Source organism: Mammaliicoccus sp. N-M50 (genome assembly GCF_022386995.1).
GTDB classification, from domain to species: domain Bacteria; phylum Bacillota; class Bacilli; order Staphylococcales; family Staphylococcaceae; genus Mammaliicoccus; species Mammaliicoccus sciuri_A.
In genome coordinates this window covers 1-21,902 of record NZ_JAJNJA010000008.1, presented here as the reverse complement: position 1 = coordinate 21,902, position 21,902 = coordinate 1, and the positions used below count along the sequence as shown (strand labels likewise).

The following is a 21,902-nucleotide window of genomic DNA, read 5'->3' as shown; positions in this document are numbered from 1 at the left end:
TGAATATCCACATAATCTGACCACAATCAGATTATGTGGATTTTTTATGCAATAATGCAATCAGTTGCATTGATGTGAAATGTTTCGGATTATATAACGAAGTAGATTACACATCTATAACAATCAGTAAACGCTTACAATAAATACAGGGAGGTTATTTGATTGCTGAGTAAACGACAGAGAAATATATTGTCTTATTTATCATCTGAGAACAACTTCGTCACGATTTCTGAATTAGCATCTTTATTTCAAGTGAGTGAACGTACGATTCAATATGATTTAGAGTATATCGAATCGTTTAAAGAGAAATTGAATATGGATGTTGAAAGAAATAAAAGTTTAGGCGTCAAATTATCACATAAAGAAAGCTACATGGCATCATCTGATGTTGAGTTAGATATTCATTATTCCAAGAATGAAAGAAAAGAACAGATTATTCTAAGATTATTTGAATCTACACATCCAATCAGTTCTCAAAGTTTAGCAGATTTGTTAAATGTATCACGCCGAACGGTTGTAGATGATTTGAAAAGTGTTCAAGCTTGGTTAGAAACGTATGGCCTTATGCTTGAATATAAAAAGAATAAAGGTTTTGTAATTGAAGGTAATGAAAAGCAACTCAGAGAAGCATATGCGCATGTGGTGAATGAATACTTTAAGAAATCTACTGCACAAATTGGTATTGAAGTATTCTCGAAAGAAGAGCTTGAGAAAATACGACGAGCTGTGATTACGACCATTAATAATCAAGATTTTCAATTAGTTCAAGTTGGTATTGATGGCTTAATATATCACATTATTATTGCCATTCATCGTGCCAAAGCAGAATTTGTATTTGAAATCCCTGATGAAGAGTATGAGAGGCTGCGTAAGACAGAGGCATTTCAAATTGCCATTCAAATAACTGCCGAGTTAGAAAAGTTATTTGATATCGTATTTCCTAAAAGTGAAGCGGCATTTATAACTTTGCATTTATTAGGTGCACGTGTAAACAAGTATCATCAAGAACAATCACAACAGAATATTACGGAACTATCTAAATTATTTATTCAAAAAGTCAGTGCTCAAATAGGTGTTCCGCTTATGCATGACCATAAATTGATAACAGGACTTGTCACACATTTACAACCGGCAATTCATCGCATGTCTTTCAATATGCAACATGAGAATCCTCTAAAGCAAGAGATATTAAGAGAGTATTATGAAGTAGTTTTAGCGATTAAACAACAAGTTTGGATATTTGAAGAAGCCTATCACGTTAAATTTAACGAAGATGAAATTGCATATTTAGCACTTCATATTGCATCTTCAATAGAACGCATGTCTAACGAGGAAACGACACATATTAAAGTCATCTTATTATGTGGTTCTGGCGTTGGAACATCACAATTGTTGAAAAGCCGAATAAAAAATATTTACCCAGAGTTAGAAATATTAGATGCCTTTTCAATATATGACATTTCAGAAAGCTTTCTGAAATCTCACGGTGTAGATTATATACTTTCGACCGTTCCAGTAGAAGGTTTTTCAGTACCAACGATAGAAGTGTCACCATTTTTGAATAAAGATGATAGAAACAAGATCAATGAAATGATTAATGATTATAGAGAACGATATATATCCAGTTTCAAAACGGTCGGTCCGACTTTAGAAGATGTGATTCCGGAAGAACATATCGAAACACATGTGAAAGCTGGAAGTAGAAATGAAGCTATCCAAAAGAGTGTTGAAATGTTAGTGAATTCAAACCATGTAAATGCTCAATATGGTACCGATATTATGAAGCATTTAGATAAATTTGGACCGTATATGGTCATTGGTCCGAATATTGCTTTACTTCATTCGAATTTTGAAAATGTAAATGTACCGGTCAGCATTTCAATAACACATTTCGAAGATGGCATAGACTTCGGTCATGATCGATTTGATCCTGTAAAAGTTGTGATTACACTTGCGACGAGCCAACCACAAATACATTTGAATGCACTTGGTCAGTTGAGTCAAATCATTATGGATGAAGACGCAAGAGCAGAATTAATGAAAGGCGACAAAGCAGTAATACGACAACTCATAAAAAAAGCAAGCCAAAGTGAGGAGAGTGTCTAAATTTGACCTTGATTATAAAAGAAGAACACATTCAAATTAAAGAAAAAGTATCCAATTGGGAAGAGAGTATTCAAATTGCAGCTCAGCCGTTATTGGAAGTGGGTTATTTTAATCAAGCTTATATCAATTCAATGATTCAAAGTGTGCATGATATGGGACCATATATTGTTATTGCGCCAGAGATTGCGATTGCACATGCAAGACCGAATGATGATGTTCATAAAGTAGGGTTAAGCTTACTTAAATTAAATGAACATATTAATTTCTCGGATAATAGCCATTATGCATCGTTAATATTTATTTTAAGTGCAATTGATAATGAAGCACATCTTGAAATTTTAAGGAAATTAGCAACTATTTTAAGCGACAAAGAAACAGTTCAATCACTGATTGATGCGAACAGCAAATCAGAAATTATCAATATATTTAAGGAGAATGATTAATATGAAAATTTTAGTAGTATGTGGACACGGTTTAGGAAGTAGTTTCATGGTAGAAATGAATGCACAAGAAGCTTTGAAGAATTTACAAGCACCATCTGATATAGAAGTAGAACACAGTGATATTATGACAGCTAGTCCAGATATGGCAGATATATTTATTTGTGGAAGAGACTTAGAAGAGAATGCGCAACGTTTAGGTGAAGTAGTTGTGTTAGATAATATTTTAGACAAAGAAGAATTGCAAAATAAACTTGAAGAAAAATTAAAAGGATTGAACATATTATAAGCAAAGGGGAGACACCAACATGAATTCAATTTTAGGATTTTTTGTAGATGTATTTAGTCAACCAGCTATACTCGTAGCGCTTATCGCGTTAATCGGGTTAATTGTACAGAAGAAATCAGCAGCAGACATTACGTCAGGCACAATTAAAACGATACTCGGTTTCCTAGTCTTAAGTGCTGGGGCAGGTGTTGTAACAAATTCACTAGAACCTTTTGGAAAAATGTTTCAAGAAGCATTTGGTGTTCAAGGCATCGTGCCGAATAACGAAGCCATTATATCAATTGCGCTGAAAGATTATGGTACAACAGCAGCATTAATTATGATGTTCGGTATGCTTGTGAACATATTTATAGCAAGATTTACGAACTTGAAATACATTTTCTTAACGGGGCATCATACATTTTACATGGCAGCGTTTCTAGCGATTCTTCTAACTGTTGGTAACATTACAGGTACGATGACAGTTGTTATGGGATCTATTATTTTAGGATTGATTATGGCTGTATTACCTGCACTTGGTCAGTCTACAATGAAGAAAATTACGGGGTCTGATCAAGTGGCAATTGGTCACTTTGGAACAGTTAGTTATTGGGCAGCAGGAGAAGTCGGTAAATTATTTTCTGGGAAATCAAAATCAACAGAAGATATTAACTTCCCTAAAGGACTCAGTTTCCTAAGAGAAAGTACAATCAGTATCTCACTAACAATGATCGTTCTATATATTATAGCAGCTTTATTTGCAGGTCCAAGTTTCGTTCATTCTGAATTAAGTGATGGCACTAACTTTATTGTCTTCTCTGTTATTCAAGGTGTGACATTTGCTGCAGGTGTGTTTATCATTTTAACAGGTGTTAGACTGATCTTAGCTGAAATTGTTCCAGCGTTTAAAGGTATTTCTGAAAAGCTTGTACCAAATACGAAACCAGCATTAGACTGTCCTATCGTATTTCCTTATGCACAAAATGCAGTGTTAATTGGATTCTTTGTAAGTTTTATTACAGGTGTCATCGGTATGTTTATTATGTTCTTAATTGGTGGTGTCGTTATATTACCAGGCGTTGTCCCACACTTCTTCTTAGGTGCAACAGCAGGTGTGTTCGGTAATGCAAGAGGTGGTATTAAAGGTGCAATCGCAGGTTCAGCATTAAATGGTATCTTAGTAACATTCTTACCATTATTACTACTACCATTCATGGGTGATTTAGGGGCAGCATCAACAACATTCTCAGACACAGACTTCTTAGCAGTCGGAATTGTAGTCGGTTATATCGCGAAATTCTTAGGAATCGCAGGCGTTATTGCAATCATTGTTATCATTGGAGCAGTAGCCGTATTATTACAACAACGTACAAATAAAAAACTATCCGAAGAAAAATAGAAAAAGGCTTAGGATATAATAGGAAAAACTGAACTTATAAATTTAAGTTCAGTTTTTTCGTGTGCTGGGAGGTAATAGATATATGAGATTGTTGAAGATGTGAGTTAAAGGCTTAATAAACTCACGAGATAACCAAAAAATCTATTTCATACCATTTCTATAAGCATTAAATTGGCATGTTATTTTCTGATGGTGGTATAGTGTTATTTCATAAGGAGGAGTTATTGAAAATGAACAAAAAATATGAACCTTTATTTAAATCTTTAAGATTACCGAATGGTGTGGAAGTTAAGAATAGATTTGTACTTGCGCCATTAACACATATTTCATCAAATGAAGATGGTACGATTTCTGATATTGAAATTCCATATATAGAAAAACGTTCTCAAGATGTAGGTATTTCTATTACTGCTGCGAGTTATGTTGAACCGCTTGGCCAAGCTTTTCCTGGACAACCATCTGTATCTAAAGAAGCGGATCTTGCTGGTCTTAAGAAACAAGCTGAAGTAATGAAGAAAAATGGTGCGAAAGCTTTAATTCAAATCCATCATGGTGGTGCGATGTCTTTACCTGGATTAACGCCAACTGGTGAAGCGGCTGCTCCAAGTGAAGTTGAAGTGAAAGGCTTCGGACAACAAGAAACACATGTTGCGAGAGCATTAACTGTAGAAGAAATTGAACACACTATTGAATCTTTCGCTAATGCTACTAAAATAGCAATCGATGCTGGCTTTGATGGTGTTGAAATTCATGGTGCAAACCATTATTTAATTCATCAATTCTTCTCACCTTATTACAACAGAAGAGATGATGAGTGGGGTGAACATATTAAATATCCTTTAGCAGTTGTTGATGCTGTACTTAAAGTTGTACGTGAACATGCAACACCTGACTTTATTGTAGGTTATCGATTCTCTCCTGAAGAAGTAGAATCTCCAGGTATTTCTATGGAATTAACAGAACAACTTGTTAAGACTTTATCTGAAAAACCACTTGATTACTTACATGTGTCATTAATGGATATTCATTCAACAACAAGAGAAGGTCAATATAAAGGTGAAGAACGTATTAAATTATTATTAGAATGGATTGATGGTCGTGTGCCATTAATAGGAATAGGTTCAATCTTTACTGCTGAAGATGCATTATCAGCAATTGAAACAGGTGCACCACTTATTGCACTTGGTAGAGAATTATTACTTGATTACCAATTCGTATCAAAAATCGAACAAGGAAAAGAAGACGAAATCGTTTCTGTATTCGATCCTGAAAGAGCAGACAAACATGATTTACCAGACCCATTATGGAAACAGTTTGTAGCAGGTTTCTACCCATTACCAAGAACTGATCAAGAAACTTCTCAAACTAAATAATCCATAATTTTATATATATAGTTTTGATTAGCTGAGGCATGAAGTTGCCTCAGCTTTTTTGTACTCTGAACAAATATTTTTGGTGTGTTAAACTTGTAACAATAATTGAAAAAATCGAATGAGGTGTACAACGTGAATCAAGATGAGCTAAAGAGAGAAGTTGCTTATGAAGCGGTTAATGATATACAAGATGGTATGACGATAGGAATTGGTACAGGTTCAACTATGCGTTATGCAATTGAGAAGTTAGGTGAACGTGTTAAAAACGGCCTTCAAATTAAAGGTGTACCAACATCTGAAGATACTGCTGAATTAGCACGTATTCTTCATATTCCGCTTACTGATTTTTCAGAAGTGAGCCATTTAGATTTAGTTATAGATGGTGCTGATGAAGTTGACGAAAATCTTCAATTGATTAAAGGTGGCGGTGGTGCGCTACTACGTGAAAAAATTGTTGCGAATGCCACGGATAATTTTATTGTGATTGTAGATGAAACGAAATACGTTAAGACGTTAGGGAAGTTTAAATTACCAGTAGAAGTTGTGCCTTTTGGATGGGAAATCACAGCACGTGCAATAGAAAGTTTAGGTTGCCAAGCGACATTACGAACGAAAGATTCAAATGTATATATAACAGACAATGATCATTACATATTAGATTGTGAGTTTGGAGAGATTCATCATCCAGAGCAATTAAATCAAGATTTAATATCTATCATAGGCGTTGTAGAGACTGGATTATTTATCAATATGACGAAAAAAGTATTCATGAGTCGTTCTGAAACACAAAGCGTCATTAAAATCGAGAATTAATAATGAGTTCATAGTAGTTAATAAACAGTTAATGGTTTATTGATGTCATAGGGCATAAACTTAACATATCAACTAAAGAGGAGATGTGTTAAATGAACTTAACTAAAACAACATTTGGAGCATTTGCATTAACAACAACTATATTATTAGGTGCATGTGGTAATAATGATATGCATAAAGACGATAAGATGGATACGAAAACTGAAATGAAAGATAAAGACATGAGTAAAGAAAACATGAAAGACAGTGACATGAAAGACATGATGATGTCTGGAATGTTTGAATCTATGAATGGTGAAAAAGTAGAAGGTAAGGCAACGATTAAAGATAATAAATTAATGTTAACTGATTTCAAATCATCAAAAGGACCTGACTTACATGTTTACTTAACTAAAGATGGCGATATTAAAAAAGGTATGAAAATTGATAAAGTAGATTACGATAAGATGGAACAAACATTTGATTTAAAAGACATGGACACATCTAAATATAATGAAGTGACAATTTATTGTGATAAAGCACATGTTGTATTCGGTAGTGCTAAATTAAAATAAATACGTTTCACTGAGGGGGAATTCAGTAATTCTGAGTTTCCCTTAAACTTTATAAAAGGAGAAAGCATGTCATGACAAAGATATATACATTCATATGTTTAATCATTCGCGTTTATAGTGGTTATTTAATCTATATGCAAGGATATGAAAAATTAACAGGAGGGTTTAGTTTACAAGGATTAACGCAAGTAATCGCACAGAATCAAGACTCTCCTATGTGGTACAAGTGGTTTTTTGAGCATATTATTGCACCATATACGACTTTATGGGAATGGGTCATTCCTTTAGGTGAAATATTTTTAGGATTAGCTTTAATTCTAGGATTTCTGGAGTATTATGCAGCACTTTTTGGTATATTTATAATGATAAATTACATTTTAGCAGATATGATTTTTACGTATCCACTTCAGCTTGTAGGCTTTATATTGATTGCATTAAATATCAGAAGTTTACGTAAATTATCAGCAGCTGCTATCGTTAAGAAGTTTATGAAGAAGGAAGCGGGATAGAGATTATGGCGCATATTTTAATTGTAGATGACGAACAAGATATTCTAGATATTTGTAAGACTTACTTTGAATATGAAGGGCATCAAGTTGTGACAGCTTCGGATGGACAACAAGCTATCCATCAGTTGAATGACGCAATTGATTTAATGATATTAGATATTATGATGCCTGAAAAAAATGGTTATGATGTCGTTAAAGAAATGAAAGCACAGGAACTAGACATTCCTTTTATCTATTTAACTGCTAAAACGCAAGAACACGATACGATCTATGCATTGACGTTAGGTGCGGACGATTATATAAAGAAACCATTCAGCCCACGTGAACTCGTGTTAAGAGCGCATAACTTATTAAATCGTACTCAAAAATATTTTAAACAAGATTACTTAACATTTGGTTCTTTACAATTATGTAAACAAGAAAAAATCATTAAAGTAAATGATCAAGAAGTATCATTAAGAGTAAAAGAATTTGATGTACTTTGGTATTTAGCAGACCACGAGAAAATGGTCATTTCTAAATCAGAACTACTCGAAAAAGTATGGGGATACGACTATTACGAAGATGCCAACACTGTAAATGTACATATACGTCGTATAAGAGAAAAGTTAGAACAACATCAATATGATGAATATGTTATTAAAACCGTTTGGGGATTAGGTTATAAATTTGAAAGGGCGAAATAAATGCTAACAATTCGAACACAAGTTATCACTGCATTTATCAGTAGCATTGTATTAACGACAATTATTCTAGCAATTGCATATAAATGGATGTGGTTTAATGCACATACAACATTACTTTTGACGATTAGTGCGATTATTTCAAGTTGTTTAACGACAGTCATTTGTATGTTGTTTATTACGCCATTAGTTAAACGTATTAGATTGTTGAATAAACAAACAAAATTAATAGCAGATGGACAATATAGTGAAACGGCCATAAAAATAGATAGTCCGAAAGAAATGAAAGAATTAAGTGAAGCCTTTAATAGTATGGCTCGAAATATTGAAGCGCAAATACAACAAGTTCAATATGAACAACAAGAAAAAAGTGAAATGGTACAAAACTTAACACACGATTTAAAGACACCATTATCAAGTATTACATCCTATGCAGAAGGTTTAAAAGAAGGTATTATAAGTCAATCAGATGATCAACAGAAAGCTTACAGTGTGTTAATTAAACAATCTCAAAGAATTTCAATGATGTTTGATGAATTGACTAGTGTAATGGAAATTAATCGAGATCATAAACAAAGTTATCCATTAGAAACGATCTATTTAGATAAACTTTTTGTGACACTTTTACAATCTTATGAACAACAAATCTCGAGTGAAAATCGCACGATAGATGTTAATTTATGTGAAGATATCACTTACTTCAAACAATATAAAGTACCATTAGAACGTATACTCATGAATATTTTAGATAATGCATTTAAATATACACAACTTGGAACAAGAGTTGAAATTAAAGTTACGAAAGAAGACAGTAATATATGCATTGCCGTTTCTGATGATGGTCCAGGTATCGCAGAGCAACATTTACACCGTATATTTGATCGCACTTATCGCGTTGAAGCGTCTAGAAACAAAGATACGGGTGGGTCAGGTTTAGGTTTATATATTGCGAAAAATCTGGCCGAACAAATGGACGGACAATTAAAGGTAGAAAGTAAAGAGGATGTCGGTACAACATTTTATTTAATAGTACCTATGAAATAACATAAATAAGAACCCCTAATTCAGAATGATGAATTGGGGGTTCTTGTTTGAATTTATGATTTTACTTCACCTAATAAATGAAGCCATTTCTTAATAATTTCACTTTGTGCGTATTTTTGTGATTCAGTCATACAGTTGTCTCGGAATGTTTTTTGCAGTTCAGGATTACTTAAGTAAGACTTCACGGTTTCATAAAGGTTGTCCTCATCATTTCTAGGAACAAGATAACCGTTTTTACCGTTAACAATCAATTCACTTGGTCCATAAGGGATGTCATAACTGATTGCAGGTAGCCCATTTGATAATGATTCCAACAATGCTAATGCAAATCCCTCCATATTACTTGTTATCATACTTACATGGAATTTGTGCATTTCTTTCGTAATATTAGGGATGAATCCACGGAATTTAACATGTTCTTCTAAACTTAATGAATCAACCAATTCTTTTAATTTATTTAATTCACTACCAAATCCAAATAAATGAAGTTCAATTTGCTCAAAATCTTCTTTCAATTTATCGACGAGTCGAATTTGATGCTCGAGTTGTTTCTCAGGTGAATATCGTGCGATCGACATTAATTTAATTGGCCCGTCAGGCACAGTAGGTGAATAATTCGGCTCTATTGGTTGAGCATATCCAACTGGAATATTATAAACAGGTATTTTTGATTGAATACGCTTCTCTACATCTTTCTTTTGTTGAAGAGTAGATACTAAAATACCAGAAAATCGCTCTAAATGATTGAATACACTACCATAAATATTTTTAATGTCTGAACCTTCGATATCATTGTTGTCCTTAACATGTGTACTATGTAATACAGATATAACGGGTATTTTCGAATCTGTAAGTAAGAATGGTGGAGAAGTAATAGCAGTCTTATCACTAAAGAATAAGTCACCGTCTTTATATAAATGTTCATAGAAAAATACGACCAGTTCATTTTTGTTATCAAATATATAATCTTTAGAATGAAAATCATAAAGCATGATTCTAGAAATGATTTCTTTTTCTTGATTTTGATCGAAATATATTTCTAACTTTACTTGTCCATTTGGTGTTAAATAAGCATCATAGACCGGCTTTTCTTTAGCACACATATATCTAATACGACTTAAGAAACCTCTAGAATCGTAATAATCTCTTTTACATTTTTTATCTTTTGTATCTATATGATTCACAAAATTTAATAATTTGTAGTCGGAGTCGCGGAAACTAGCATATATAAATCTCTTACCATTGCGAAATACTCTTACATCGTTTGTATTAGGAATATATTTAATTTCATAGTTCAAATCATGTTGCCAATATTCAATCCAGTCTTTAACTGTATTCATATGAATGTTTATAGATTCTTGAAAATAATCAAACATTGAAAAGACTTGTTTATTTACTCCGAATATATGAGCATTCTTATGTAAATTAGGATTCCAAGATAATGTAATAATTTTTGCTGACAAGTTGTATGAATTAAATAATTTTAGTCTATTTATAACTGATTTTTCAATGCCAGTTATTTTATTATTGATATTATTTACAATAAAATAGTTCACTTTTAAATCACCTACAAAATATAATTATACATATATAATATACGATATTTCATATAGTCATGTCAGTATTTTATGTAAAAAATCTGGAAATAAGCCGTATAATGAGAAGTTACAATAACATAAGATTTCCTGTTATAATGGACGAAATACATTTATTTATAAAAAATAAATTGTTAATTTATTGAAATGAGGATAAATAAATGAGTATGAAACAAATGTTTGAAGATAGTGAACCAATTTTTCAAGATCAAACGAAGTATGTAATCTTAAAGTCGTGTTTACTCATTATTATATGCATGGGTACATATACATCGATTGCGTTAGCTAGCAATTTGTTCATTGTATTAATAGGGTGTGTGTTATTTATCCTGTTACTTTATTTAATGCATCGATTCCAATTACAACTTATTAAATTTGAAGCTTTAAAGAAAGCAGATATCAAATATACATTGAGTACATTAGGTATAGCACTTATCATGTATTGGACTGTATCGGCAATTATAGGACAACCACAAAATCAAATGGAAGTATATAAAGATTTAAATACTTTACCTCTATACATATCTATTATTATATTTGTGATACTAGGACCAATATTTGAAGAGCTTATATTTCGAGGTTTCATGTTAAAAGGGATGTTTAAAGGACATCTACTAATAGGATATATCGTATCTAGTGTACTATTTGGATTATCACATGGACCATCAAGTATAGGTGAGTTTATCATTTACTTTGGAATAGGATTATTATTTGGCGCACTTTATTTAAAGACTAACCGATTAGAAGTAGCCATTATAGCGCATGGATTAAATAATTTAATACATATTCTTATATATTTAGTGTTTTTTAATTAGATATCGTGCGCAAAGGTACAAAATAGGGGTGTAACGCACGAAGACTGAGAGATATCGTGCGCAAAGGTACAAAATAAGGGTGTATCGCACGAAGACTGAGAGATATCGTGCGCAAGGGTACAAAATAGGAGTGTATCGCACGAAGACTGAGAGATATCGTGCGCTCAGGTACAAAATAGGGGTGTATCGCACGAAGACTGAGAGATATCGTGCGCAAAGGTACAAAATAGGGGTGTATCGCACGAAGACTCGTAGATATCGTGCGCTAGGGGTACAAAATAGGAGTGTAACGCACGAAGACTGAGAGATATCGTGCGCTAAGGTACAAAATAGGAGTGTAACGCACGAAGACTGAGAGATATCGTGCGCAAAGGTACAAAATAGGGGTGTAACGCACGAAGACTGAGAGATATCGTGCGCTAAGGTACAAAATAGGGGGGTATCGCACGAAGACTCGTAGATATCGTGCGCTAGAGTACAAAATAGGAGTGTATCGCACGAAGACTGAGAGATATCGTGCGCTAAGGTACAAAATAGGGGTGTAACGCACGAAGACTCGTAGATATCGTGCGCTCAGTTTCTCATTTAAACAAAAATAAAGCTGGAGACATCTGTTGTTAAAGATGTCTCCAGCTTTTTCTATATAATTAAAATTACTGTACAGTTTCGGTCATTTTAGATGTTAAATCTAATATGGATGTTTCATTAAGTGTATCAATAATTTGTTGATCTACTTGTGTATATACATCGTCTAATGCAGACTGTATATTTTGTCCGACGATACAATCTGGATTGGTGTCTTGATGAATTTTAGCGAAATGCTCTTCATCTTGAATAAGTTTATAAACGTCGCCTAATAAGATTTGGTCTGCTGATTGAGCGAGTCGATAGCCTGATTTGCCTTGTTGGCTCTCGATTAAGTTACCATTTCTTAAATATTTACATATTTTTCTTACAAGTGTAGGGTTACTATTAATGCTACCTGCTATAAATTTACTAGATATAGGTTCTTTGTTCACAGATAGTAATGATAATATATGAATTGCTACTGATATTTGTGTATTCACGCTTTTCACCTCTTAGATTCCTTATTTATTATAACTTTGAGAGATGAGAATTGCGATAGTAAATGCGTATTATTTTGATAATACTGAAATTCTTTCTTGGATATGGTTACCTTCAGTTGCTTCATCTACTAATGCAATGGCGTAATCAGCATAGCTTATTTTACTTTCACCTTTATCGTTTAAAGTGAAGACTTCCCCAGCTAAAATGTATTCTCCAGTTCTTTCTCCATCAGCTATAAATTCTGCTGCAGGACTTATAAATGTCCAACGTACGTCATCTCTTTTACGAAGATCTACAAGTGCTTTACCTTGAGCTTTTGCAAGTGGTTTAAATACTTCTGGAAAATCAGGTGTATCGAAAAGTTGATTTTCTAATTGATCATCAACGTATAAACTACCAGCGCCTCCGATAATAATTAATCGTGTGTTTGTGTTTGATAAAATATCACTTAAATGTTGGATAGAGTCTTGGTGTAAATGAAGTTTGTCTTCTCTAATTTCACCGAAAGCATCTACAACAACATCGAATTGTGTTAAGTCTTCAGTTGTTAAATCAAATATATCTTTAATAATAGATTGTGTTGCCACTGTTTTATTTTCGTTACGAACGATGGCTGTTACATCTAATCCTCTGTTAATTGCTTCTTCTGTAATTAATTTACCTGCTTTACCGTTTGCTGCTATAACACCTATTTTCATTTTACATAACCTCTTTCTTGTATTTAATTTAGATACAAGTTGAGTATAATATGTATATCGGGTTTTGTCAAAGATTTTGTGTATAAAAAAACTGCTATGTGGAAATCCACATAGCAGATGTTTGTTTATTTATATCTTACCACCAGTTATTAGCTTGACGGAAAGCAATTGCAGCTTCGATTGAACCGTAACGTTCTTTAGCATACTTGATCATGCCTTTAGTTTGTTCAGTAACACTACCTGTACCCCAAGATTCTTTAGTTTGACCAAGACCTCTGTAGCCAAGTTCATTTACGGCATTTGGGTTACCGCTAGATTCAGGCATTACGATGTTATCCCATAATGCTTTTGTACCGCCAGCAGCGATAAACTCTTTATATACTTCACTTGTATTAGATGAATCAGTTGATTCTGTAGTTTGAGTTGCTTGAGTCGGTTGAGCGACTTGTGTAGTTGTATAGTTATAGTTTGTATTTTGATTAGAGTAGTTTGTATATTCACTTGCATCTGCTTGAGCGCCAAATCCAGAAGCAATAATGCCTGCTGCAGCTGTTGTTGCAAATAATAATTTCTTCATAAAAAAATATCCTCCATGTGCTATTTAAAGCATTTATAAATTTTGTATCTTTATTACTTCATACACTCTAACATCATTTTTGATATCATAGGTTACAGAAGAATAAAAATAAAATTTCTTTTATGACAGTCAGATTAAAAAGATAATAGGTATATGACAAGTTGTAATTTGAAACGTTTACAGTAACTTTATAGAAATAGAGGTGTAAGATTATGGAAAGAATTAAGCTTAAGATGCTAAGAAATCATTTAGACAACATACCTGAATATGGATTACCAGAAGGCTATTCGATTAGAATGTTTGAAGAAGGGGACGAACGTCTTTGGGCAGAAATTGAAACTGCTGCAGGGGAATTTTCAAATATAGACGAAGCATTGCAAAGGTTTCATAAAGAATTTGGCTCTCATATAGAAGAAATGAAATATAGATGCTTATTTATTGAGAATAATTCAGGAGACGTAATAGGAACGACGACAGCATGGTTCGGTCAATTACCTTTAACAGACTCACATTTAGGTAGAATACATTTCGTAGCCATTAAACCGGAATATCAAGGTAAGAAATTATCAAAGCCATTATTGAGTGCAGCACTTAACAAAATAATAGAGCTTGGTCATAAAGAAGTATATTTAACGACACAAACAACAAGTTATCCAGCAATTAATATGTATTTAAATTATGGTTTCGAACCATATGATCCAGACAACACTGATCAAAAAGGTTGGTTGATGATGGAAGATATATTAAATAGGAAATTAAACGTATAAAAAACGCCCCTATACCATTATTCCCGTGGTATAGGGGCTATAAATTAATGTGTACTATTAATTTGTCAAAGCCAAAAAGAATATTAAGAATTCTATAATTTAGTCAAAGTTAATTCTTTATCAGCTAAATGAGCGATTTCATCCATTAAACCGAAAGAAGGGTTAACATCTCCGTTTTCAATTCTGGCTATAGTAGATTGAGGTTTGTTAAGTTTATTAGCTAACTCTCTTTGGGACCAGCCTTTTTCCTCCCTTAAGTTAACAACCAACATTGCAGCTCTTAATTTTTTTCTTGCCATTTTATGTTCATGAGCTAAATGAGGATTATCGCTTATACTTTTAGCAATCAGTTTGTCTGTTTGACTCATTTTTTTCACATCCTTAATCTAAATAATTTCTTCTAATTCTTTTACCTTTTTCAATTTTATATGATAGCATTTATGCTATCAATCGTCACTTTATTTACTCGAAAGTTAAACGTATAAAAAATGCCCCTATACCATTATTCCCGTGGTATAGGGGCGTTAATATGGATGCATTAATAAGTACTTAAAACTGCATAAGTACTATCTATATAAGGTGTTGTTAAATTGTGTTTTTGGCTAATTTTGTAGATATAACCTTGTATAAACGCTGTTTCTAAAGGTCTTTCACTTATCATGTCGTAATACATACTTGTACCCATGTCATCAGGGTAGCCTTCATAAATTTTCATAATGCTCTCTTCAAAATTATCATCAAAATATATACCTTCAGCTTTAGCGACACGATTACCTTCAACTAATAAGTTGTAACAAAGTGCATGTATTTGATCATGTTTAAGTACACGAGCTGGTTGTCTCGTAAGAGCAGTTACCGTGTTAATGCCTAAATTGACGATTAATTTATACCAAACGTGTTGATTATAATCTTCGAGACATTCAATATTAAGTAAACTATTTTCAGTTAAACTTTTAATGTCTAATGTTTGCGCGTGAATAGGTAATCTTAAAGTCCAATCTCTAAAGTGCGTGACGACATTATCTTCTTTTTGACCACTTATATAAACGACTGCATGAAATTTGTGTGGGTGATCAATTTTTTCTAACTGTCCATAGCCATTTTGAGTTAAAATAATAACGCTATTAGCATGTAGGATATGATGAAGATACGGGATGATTGCGTCGAGTTGCGTTGCTTTAACAGCAATAAATAAGATATCTACTTTTTCATGTGCATCTTCTAAAGATTGAACGGGAAATGAATGTTGCACATCTTGATTGTATTCTTGGAAATAAACTGTAGTGTTTGATCTTCCAAATAGCGTAACATCAAGGTTTGATTGCGTTAAAGCAAATGTAATGGCTGTACCTACAGCGCCAGGGCCGATTATTCCAAACTTTTTCATTTATTATTTTCCTTTCAATGTTAATATATACATAATAACAAATATAAGAAGGTGGTACGGGATGAAAACCATTAAACAATTGTTGTCCATGAAAGAACAAAAAGAAAAAATATCCATGATTACAGCATACGATTATCCAAGTGCTAAACAAGCAGAAGCAGCAGGAATAGACACTATTTTAGTAGGCGATTCTTTAGGAATGGTTGTGTTGGGCTACGATAGTACAGTCGAAGTGACAATGGAAGATATGATACATCATGCGAAAGCTGTTAGAAGAGGTGCGCCAGAAAGTTACGTAATCGTTGATGTACCTTTTGGAGCAGTCGGTATTGATCATACAACGGATATGAAAAATGCAATTCAATTGTATAAAGATACTAAAGCAAACGCTGTGAAAATCGAAGGTGTGCATACGACATTGATCCAAGGTTGTACTCAAATTGGTGTGCCAGTCGTATCTCATTTAGGTTTAACGCCTCAAAGTGTCGGCATTACAGGTTATAAATTACAAGCAAGCTCAAAAAGAGAAGCTGAACAATTGATAGAAGATGCGAAAGCAGTTGAACAAGCAGGTGCAGTGATGCTCGTATTAGAAGCAATTCCAAGTGATTTGGCAGAAGTGATCACAGAACAACTGACAATTCCAGTTATCGGTATTGGCGCTGGAAATGGTACAGATGGTCAAGTACTTGTATATCATGATTTATTAAATTACGGTTCAGAACATATTGCTAAGTTTGTGAAACAATATGGTGATTTTTCAAATGGTGTAGAAGCACTAAAAACATATCATGAAGAAGTTAAAAGTGGTGCATTCCCTTCAGAAGCACACACATATAAGAAGAAAGTGATGGGGGAGACAGAGTAGTGACGCAAGTAGTAGAACGTATTAAAGATATGAATTCAATCGTATCTCAATTTAAATCTCAAGGTAAAACAATAGGACTCGTACCAACGATGGGTGCATTACACGATGGTCATTTAAAAATGATGAAACAATCAATAGAAGAAAATGATGTAACTGCAGTGAGTATTTTTGTGAATCCATTACAATTCGGACCTAATGAAGATTTTGATGATTACCCAAGACCATTTGAATCTGATTTAGAGAAGCTTAAACAAATTGGCGTAGACTATGTATTTCATCCAACAGTTGAAGAAATGTATCCGGGAGAACTAGAGATGACGATTACTGTAGGACGTTTAGCACAAGTGCTAGAAGGTAAGAAGAGACCAGGTCACTTTGATGGCGTTGTAACAGTTGTTAATAAGTTGTTTAATATTATTCAACCAACACGCGCTTACTTCGGTAGAAAAGATGCACAACAACTCGCGATAATAGAGAAAATGGTAGAAGACTTTAACCACTCAGTTCAAATCGTACCTATAGATATCGTGCGAGAAGCAGACGGACTAGCAAAAAGTTCAAGAAATATTTATTTAACAGAAGAAGAAAGAAAAGAAGCCGTACATTTATCTAAAAGTTTAGCATTAGCTAAGAAGAAATATGACGAAGGTGAGAGAAATAGCGACGTTTTAATACAAGCCATCACGCAATATTTAGAAAGTAACGTGAGCGGAGATATCGTAGAAGTCGCAATTTATAGTTATCCAGAATTAGAAGAACAACATACAATAGAAGGACAAATCTTTATTTCACTAGCCGTCAAATTTAGCCAAGCAAGATTAATAGATAATATTATTATATAGGAAAGTAATGAAGCCGATTGTGCAGGGGCACAATCGGATTTTTGTATTTTGATGGGGGCGCTAACGATCAAGACTGTAAAACAAGATCGTTAGAAATTCTAACGCTCAAGAATCACAAACAAGATCGTTAGCGGGTAAAAAATTTCAAAAAATGAGAGAAACCGAGGCGCTAACGATCAAGAGTGCAAAACAAGATCGTTAGAAATTCTAACGCTCAAGAATCGCAAACAAGATCGTTAGCCGGTAGAAATTTTCAAAAAATGAGAGGAACGCAGGCGCTAACGATCAAGAGTGCAAAACAAGATCGTTAGAAATTCTAACGCTCAAGAATCACAAACAAGATCGTTAGCGCACCACATTCACAATCACACAAAAAAACGTGAGACATCATTCTGCCTCACGCTTTATCCAAGACTCCTATCTTCTTACTTACACTTCTTTCAATGATGTTTCTGCACTCAATGCTCTTGCTTTGTCATCTTTAATAGTGACACCTTGTGCTTCTAATTGAGCGATTGTGTCAGCGAATTGTGGTAAGTATGCTTTATGAGCAATGAGTAATTCATTCATTACTTGTTTCGCAGATTCTCCACTTTGAATTAATGGATTGATAATAAATGCTTGTAATAGTAATCCATAATCTCCTTTAACGGCTGCTTCTTCTACACATAATTCCATATTCTTCATTACTTGTAACCATCCGCGTTCTGCTGGATGTAACGAACCGAATGCGATTGGTTGAGCACCTGTCGCGTTGATATATGCTGACACTTCTACCACATCATCAGGTGCTAAATCTGGTACTGCGCCTTTATTAACAGTAGATACTACGACATGTGTATTCTTATTTGAAGCGATAGATGCAATTGTCTCACATGCGACATCTGAATAATGTGAACCACCACGTTGGCTTAATTGCTCTGGTTTATGATCGAGATGTTCATCTTTATAGAGTTCAAATAATTCTTTTTCCGTTTGTCTAACTTGTTCAGCACGCGTACCGATTTCTGGATCATTATATTCTTTAAGTGCATGCTCAAGCATTTCTTCTGCACGGTAGTAATATCTATGGTAACCACATGGAATGAGCTGCATTTGTTGTAATTGCTCTTCAAAAAATGGCACATCAAAGATATTAGAAGGTAACGATGATGCATCTTCAACTAACTGTTTATTTAATTGAGCAGTCACGTCATGACCATTTGCGTCTTTAACTCGATGCCAGTGAAAATGGTTTAACCCTGCAAAGTGATGCGTAAGTTCTCCTTCACCAACATTCAACATTTCCGGCTCATTAATTAAACTATTCACAGGTACATTACATAGACCAAGTACTTTTTCCCATTTGCCGTATCGTACGATAGCATCTGTAACCATACCACTTGGATTTGTAAAATTAATTAACCATGCATTTGGACAAAGTTCTTTCATATCTTCGACAATATCTAATAAGACAGGAATTGTTCTTAACGCTTTGAAAATACCACCCGGACCATTCGTTTCTTGACCTAAGAAACCATGTGATAAAGGAATGCGCTCATCTTTGATTCTAGCATCTAATAAGCCTACTCTAAATTGTGTCGTAACGAAATCAGCATCTTTTAAAGCTTCACGTCTATCTAATGATAAATGTACTGTGACATCATATGGAGAAGCATCCCACATTCTTTGTGCCATTTTGCCGACAGTTTCTAATTTCTCTTTACCTTCAGGAATGTCCACCAACCAAATTTCACTTAAAGGTAACGATTCATAACGTTTAATAAAACCTTCCATCAATTCAGGCGTATAACTGCTGCCGCCACCGATAGTTACAATTTTTATCCCTTTTTCCATTATAATGACCTCCTAATATTTTCTTTCTTATACACGTTAAGTATAAAATAGAAGTAATCATTAAAAAGGCAAATCGGGCATTATCAAATGGCATTTACAAATTTCCTAAAAATAAACCGGATTTTTGTAATGACTTTTTACAAAAGGAGATATCAATATGCTTTTAACAGAAAGAATGAAAGAAGATATATTTTCACAAGCAGAACAAAGTATCATTCAATATTTGTTTGAAGAAAGAGAGAAGATTAAGTCTAAGACGTTAAATCAAATTTCTAAAGAAACATATACACATCCTTCGACTGGTATTCGCATAGCTAAAAAGTTAGGATACGACGGTTGGTTAGAGTTGAAAGATCATTATTTAGAAGAAGTAGAATACTTAAATCGACATTATGAATCAATAGATGCAAACTTTCCATTTGATGCATCAGATAATAACATGTCCATTAGCCATAAATTAGCGAGACTCAATCAAACAACGATTGACGACACTGTGCATTTAATCGATCATCAAGAATTGGATAAAGCAGTCACGTATTTAAAAGAAGCGAAAACCATTAAAATTTTTGGATTGTATCATAATTTGATGATATGCGAAGACTTTGAAATGAGAATGAATCAAATTGGCAAGACCGTTAAACTCTGTGCACTCGAACCCCATTTTGAAATAGAGAAGTCGTCGAAACATACATGTGCCATCTTTATTTCATATAGTGGTGAAAATCAAAGTATCTTGAAATTATTACCAATGTTAAAGAAAAAGCACATTCCAATTATCGGACTCACTAGTATTGGTGAAAATACAGTAACCAAATACGCAGACAGTACATTACGCATATCAACAAGGGAAAAGTTGTATTCCAAAATAAGCAACTTCACAACTCGAGATTCCATCAGTTTCTTAATGGATATCTTGTATGCTTGCGTGTATGGAACAGATTATGACAAACATACAGATTATAAAATTAATATCGCTAAAAATTTCGATAACCGCGTGACGCATAATAAGATGATACAGGAGAATAAGTAGCTAAAAATATATGAGGATAATACTATTAATTCAAACAACAAATACAATTGACTTATTATAAGCAGTTTGTATGAAATATATATTATTTTAGATTTGTTCGATATTTCTTGAATTATAACATTTTTGGAAAACAAATAAATAAATGTATATTATTTATGAATTGAACAGAGTAATTTTTAATTTTGTAACTTTAAATAATTACCTTTTTCTTTTGAATTTTAATGATATAATCATAGTATGTAAAATGTATTATTTTTCCTATTTTTGAAAACGCTTTTAGTAATTTGTTGTTTTATAAATAGAAAAAGTAGTTAAGATTTCATAATATACACTTGATATTTTACATAATTATTAATAAAGAGATATGGGATAAGGGGATTGGGATATGAAGTTATTTTTCAAATTTATGAGTATGGCAACAGTTTTAATATACATGTTAATTAAAATACAAAATATAGTTCAAGATTATTTGGAAATTAAAAATGGTGATAGTAATGATGAAGAACCGATTTAAAGAATCTTGATTGATGATGAAATGTGCGTATTAAAACATATTAATTTATAATATGTAATGATGCTAAGTATATTTAAGAGGATAATTATAAAATTTCTAATTGAAAGGAAAATTACATATGAATAACGAGAACTTAAAAATAAAAAAAGCAATTATACCTGCCGCTGGTTTAGGTACAAGATTTTTACCTGCTACAAAAGCAATGCCTAAAGAAATGTTACCAATATTAGATAAACCAACAATTCAATATATTGTAGAAGAAGCGTCACGTGCTGGAATTGAAGATATAATTATTGTAACTGGTAAACATAAACGCGCGATTGAAGATCATTTCGATATTCAAAAAGAACTTGAAACAACTTTATATGAAAAAGGGAAACTTGAATTACTGGATAAAGTTCAATATTCAACAGAATTAGCGAACATCTTCTATGTCAGACAGAAAGAACAAAAAGGATTAGGACATGCGATTCACACAGCGAAGCAATTTATTGGAAACGAACCTTTCGCAGTATTGTTAGGTGATGACATTGTAGAGTCTGATAATCCAGCTATTAAACAATTAATGGAACAATACGAAGCAACAGGCAAATCAGTAATTGGTGTACAAACGGTACCTGAATCAGAAACACATCGTTACGGCATCATTGACCCGAATTCACAAGATGGTCGTTTATACGAAGTGAATCGTTTTGTGGAGAAACCAGAACAAGGAA

General features: G+C 33.2%; 24 protein-coding genes. 17 read left to right on the top strand and 7 right to left on the bottom strand.

The genetic code is table 11. The features are described 5' to 3' along the window. Positions 1 to 162 precede the first annotated feature (162 nt). The 10 genes from LQ622_RS12105 (at position 163) to LQ622_RS12060 (ending at position 9,189) form a co-directional block, all read left to right on the top strand. Positions 163 to 2,106: a BglG family transcription antiterminator gene (locus tag LQ622_RS12105; RefSeq protein ID WP_239775262.1), complete on the top strand. Its 1,944-nt coding sequence runs from the start codon at positions 163 to 165 to the stop codon at positions 2,104 to 2,106. A gap of 2 nt (positions 2,107 to 2,108) precedes the next feature. Further along, the gene (locus tag LQ622_RS12100; RefSeq protein ID WP_239775260.1) at positions 2,109 to 2,549 is read left to right on the top strand and encodes a PTS sugar transporter subunit IIA; all 441 of its coding nucleotides are present in this window, start codon (positions 2,109 to 2,111) and stop codon (positions 2,547 to 2,549) included. Position 2,550: 1 nt separating this feature from the next. Then, positions 2,551 to 2,835, top strand: a complete 285-nt coding sequence (locus LQ622_RS12095) for a PTS sugar transporter subunit IIB (RefSeq protein WP_025906341.1) — start codon at positions 2,551 to 2,553, stop codon at positions 2,833 to 2,835. A gap of 19 nt (positions 2,836 to 2,854) precedes the next feature. Further along, positions 2,855 to 4,213, top strand: a complete 1,359-nt coding sequence (locus LQ622_RS12090) for a PTS ascorbate transporter subunit IIC (RefSeq protein WP_239775259.1) — start codon at positions 2,855 to 2,857, stop codon at positions 4,211 to 4,213. Positions 4,214 to 4,443: 230 nt separating this feature from the next. Next, the gene (locus LQ622_RS12085) at positions 4,444 to 5,586 is read left to right on the top strand and encodes an NADH-dependent flavin oxidoreductase (RefSeq protein ID WP_239775257.1); all 1,143 of its coding nucleotides are present in this window, start codon (positions 4,444 to 4,446) and stop codon (positions 5,584 to 5,586) included. A 132-nt stretch (positions 5,587 to 5,718) separates the two neighbouring features. Further along, positions 5,719 to 6,399, top strand: a complete 681-nt coding sequence (gene rpiA, locus LQ622_RS12080) for a ribose-5-phosphate isomerase RpiA (RefSeq protein WP_345773283.1) — start codon at positions 5,719 to 5,721, stop codon at positions 6,397 to 6,399. A gap of 92 nt (positions 6,400 to 6,491) precedes the next feature. Then, positions 6,492 to 6,953, top strand: a complete 462-nt coding sequence (locus tag LQ622_RS12075; protein ID WP_239775255.1) for a DM13 domain-containing protein — start codon at positions 6,492 to 6,494, stop codon at positions 6,951 to 6,953. Between the two features lie 71 nt (positions 6,954 to 7,024). Further along, positions 7,025 to 7,462 (top strand): DoxX family protein, encoded by a 438-nt coding sequence (locus tag LQ622_RS12070; protein WP_037590117.1) that lies wholly within the window; start codon positions 7,025 to 7,027, stop codon positions 7,460 to 7,462. A gap of 5 nt (positions 7,463 to 7,467) precedes the next feature. After that, a complete protein-coding gene (locus LQ622_RS12065; RefSeq protein WP_204259036.1) occupies positions 7,468 to 8,148 on the top strand; it encodes a response regulator transcription factor in 681 nt (226 codons plus the stop codon). Further along, complete coding sequence (locus LQ622_RS12060; protein ID WP_206166449.1) at positions 8,149 to 9,189, top strand: sensor histidine kinase; 1,041 nt, start codon at positions 8,149 to 8,151, stop codon at positions 9,187 to 9,189. It begins immediately after the preceding gene. A 53-nt stretch (positions 9,190 to 9,242) separates the two neighbouring features. On the opposite strand, the gene LQ622_RS15180 is transcribed toward LQ622_RS12060, so the two are convergent. Continuing rightward, a complete protein-coding gene (locus LQ622_RS15180; RefSeq protein WP_239775253.1) occupies positions 9,243 to 10,745 on the bottom strand; it encodes a glycosyltransferase in 1,503 nt (500 codons plus the stop codon). A 200-nt stretch (positions 10,746 to 10,945) separates the two neighbouring features. Here LQ622_RS15180 and LQ622_RS12050 point away from each other — a divergent pair, with 200 nt between their 5' ends. After that, positions 10,946 to 11,599, top strand: coding sequence for a CPBP family intramembrane glutamic endopeptidase (locus LQ622_RS12050; RefSeq protein ID WP_204188166.1), 654 nt, complete (start codon positions 10,946 to 10,948; stop codon positions 11,597 to 11,599). Between the two features lie 653 nt (positions 11,600 to 12,252). On the opposite strand, the gene LQ622_RS12045 is transcribed toward LQ622_RS12050, so the two are convergent. From LQ622_RS12045 to LQ622_RS12035, 3 genes are all read right to left on the bottom strand, one after another. Then, positions 12,253 to 12,666 (bottom strand): Rrf2 family transcriptional regulator, encoded by a 414-nt coding sequence (locus tag LQ622_RS12045; protein WP_206166447.1) that lies wholly within the window; start codon positions 12,664 to 12,666, stop codon positions 12,253 to 12,255. Positions 12,667 to 12,735: 69 nt separating this feature from the next. After that, the gene (locus LQ622_RS12040; protein WP_107577786.1) at positions 12,736 to 13,365 is read right to left on the bottom strand and encodes an NAD(P)-dependent oxidoreductase; all 630 of its coding nucleotides are present in this window, start codon (positions 13,363 to 13,365) and stop codon (positions 12,736 to 12,738) included. A 136-nt stretch (positions 13,366 to 13,501) separates the two neighbouring features. Beyond that, positions 13,502 to 13,942, bottom strand: coding sequence for an aggregation-promoting factor C-terminal-like domain-containing protein (locus LQ622_RS12035; RefSeq protein ID WP_126476519.1), 441 nt, complete (start codon positions 13,940 to 13,942; stop codon positions 13,502 to 13,504). 212 nt (positions 13,943 to 14,154) lie between these two features. Here LQ622_RS12035 and LQ622_RS12030 point away from each other — a divergent pair, with 212 nt between their 5' ends. Next, a complete protein-coding gene (locus tag LQ622_RS12030; RefSeq protein WP_037590124.1) occupies positions 14,155 to 14,709 on the top strand; it encodes a GNAT family N-acetyltransferase in 555 nt (184 codons plus the stop codon). 92 nt (positions 14,710 to 14,801) lie between these two features. On the opposite strand, the gene LQ622_RS12025 is transcribed toward LQ622_RS12030, so the two are convergent. Together LQ622_RS12025 and LQ622_RS12020 are read right to left on the bottom strand one after the other, a co-directional pair. Continuing rightward, on the bottom strand, positions 14,802 to 15,077 hold the full coding sequence (locus LQ622_RS12025) for a helix-turn-helix domain-containing protein (RefSeq protein WP_037590125.1): 276 nt from the start codon (positions 15,075 to 15,077) through the stop codon (positions 14,802 to 14,804). Between the two features lie 170 nt (positions 15,078 to 15,247). Continuing rightward, complete coding sequence (locus LQ622_RS12020; RefSeq protein WP_239775251.1) at positions 15,248 to 16,096, bottom strand: oxidoreductase; 849 nt, start codon at positions 16,094 to 16,096, stop codon at positions 15,248 to 15,250. Between the two features lie 61 nt (positions 16,097 to 16,157). On the opposite strand from LQ622_RS12020, the gene panB reads away from it, so the two are divergent. Together panB and panC are read left to right on the top strand one after the other, a co-directional pair. After that, positions 16,158 to 16,964, top strand: a complete 807-nt coding sequence (panB, locus tag LQ622_RS12015) for a 3-methyl-2-oxobutanoate hydroxymethyltransferase (RefSeq protein WP_239775249.1) — start codon at positions 16,158 to 16,160, stop codon at positions 16,962 to 16,964. Next, on the top strand, positions 16,964 to 17,806 hold the full coding sequence (panC, locus tag LQ622_RS12010; protein WP_126476516.1) for a pantoate--beta-alanine ligase: 843 nt from the start codon (positions 16,964 to 16,966) through the stop codon (positions 17,804 to 17,806). The genes panB and panC overlap by 1 nt, the downstream gene beginning before the upstream one ends. 429 nt (positions 17,807 to 18,235) lie before the next feature. On the opposite strand, the gene LQ622_RS12005 is transcribed toward panC, so the two are convergent. Beyond that, entirely contained in the window at positions 18,236 to 19,642 is a 1,407-nt protein-coding gene (locus LQ622_RS12005) for a 6-phospho-beta-glucosidase (RefSeq protein ID WP_239775247.1), read from the bottom strand. 157 nt (positions 19,643 to 19,799) lie between these two features. On the opposite strand from LQ622_RS12005, the gene LQ622_RS12000 reads away from it, so the two are divergent. From LQ622_RS12000 to LQ622_RS11995, 3 genes are all read left to right on the top strand, one after another. Beyond that, entirely contained in the window at positions 19,800 to 20,672 is an 873-nt protein-coding gene (locus LQ622_RS12000; RefSeq protein ID WP_204258710.1) for a MurR/RpiR family transcriptional regulator, read from the top strand. Positions 20,673 to 21,057: 385 nt separating this feature from the next. Further along, entirely contained in the window at positions 21,058 to 21,186 is a 129-nt protein-coding gene (locus LQ622_RS15095) for a hypothetical protein (protein ID WP_275590392.1), read from the top strand. Between the two features lie 118 nt (positions 21,187 to 21,304). Continuing rightward, positions 21,305 to 21,902: UTP--glucose-1-phosphate uridylyltransferase (locus tag LQ622_RS11995; protein WP_239775245.1), on the top strand; the 598-nt coding region annotated here is incomplete at its 3' end.